Source organism: Salmonella sp. SAL4457, assembly GCF_046548235.1.
GTDB lineage: Bacteria > Pseudomonadota > Gammaproteobacteria > Enterobacterales > Enterobacteriaceae > Salmonella > Salmonella enterica.
Window position 1 is genome coordinate 1 of the sequence record NZ_JBGDZO010001243.1, and the last position, 240, is coordinate 240.

1 pseudogene is annotated in these 240 nt (G+C 66.7%); it reads right to left on the minus strand.

What is annotated here, in order from left to right:
• A pseudogene (locus ACLJNW_RS28165) lies at nt 1-240 on the minus strand (hypothetical protein); the annotation flags it as partial.

Consider the following 240-nt stretch of genomic DNA (forward strand, 5'->3'; position numbering starts at 1 on the left):
GCTGTTGAACGCTCCCTCGCGCATGAACAGGTCCAGGCGGGTATCGACGCGGCTGGTCTTGCCGCCGAGGCCGAAGATCAGTTCCTCGGTCAGGCCGGTGCCGACGTCGTCCTGCAGCTCGTCGGTCCCGCCGAGCACGCCGCCGAAGCCGTCCTGGAAGGATTTGACGATCTTCTCCACCGGCATCCCCGAGGTCAGGCCGAGGAAGCCGGCGGCGATGATCAGGGCGATGAAGGGATC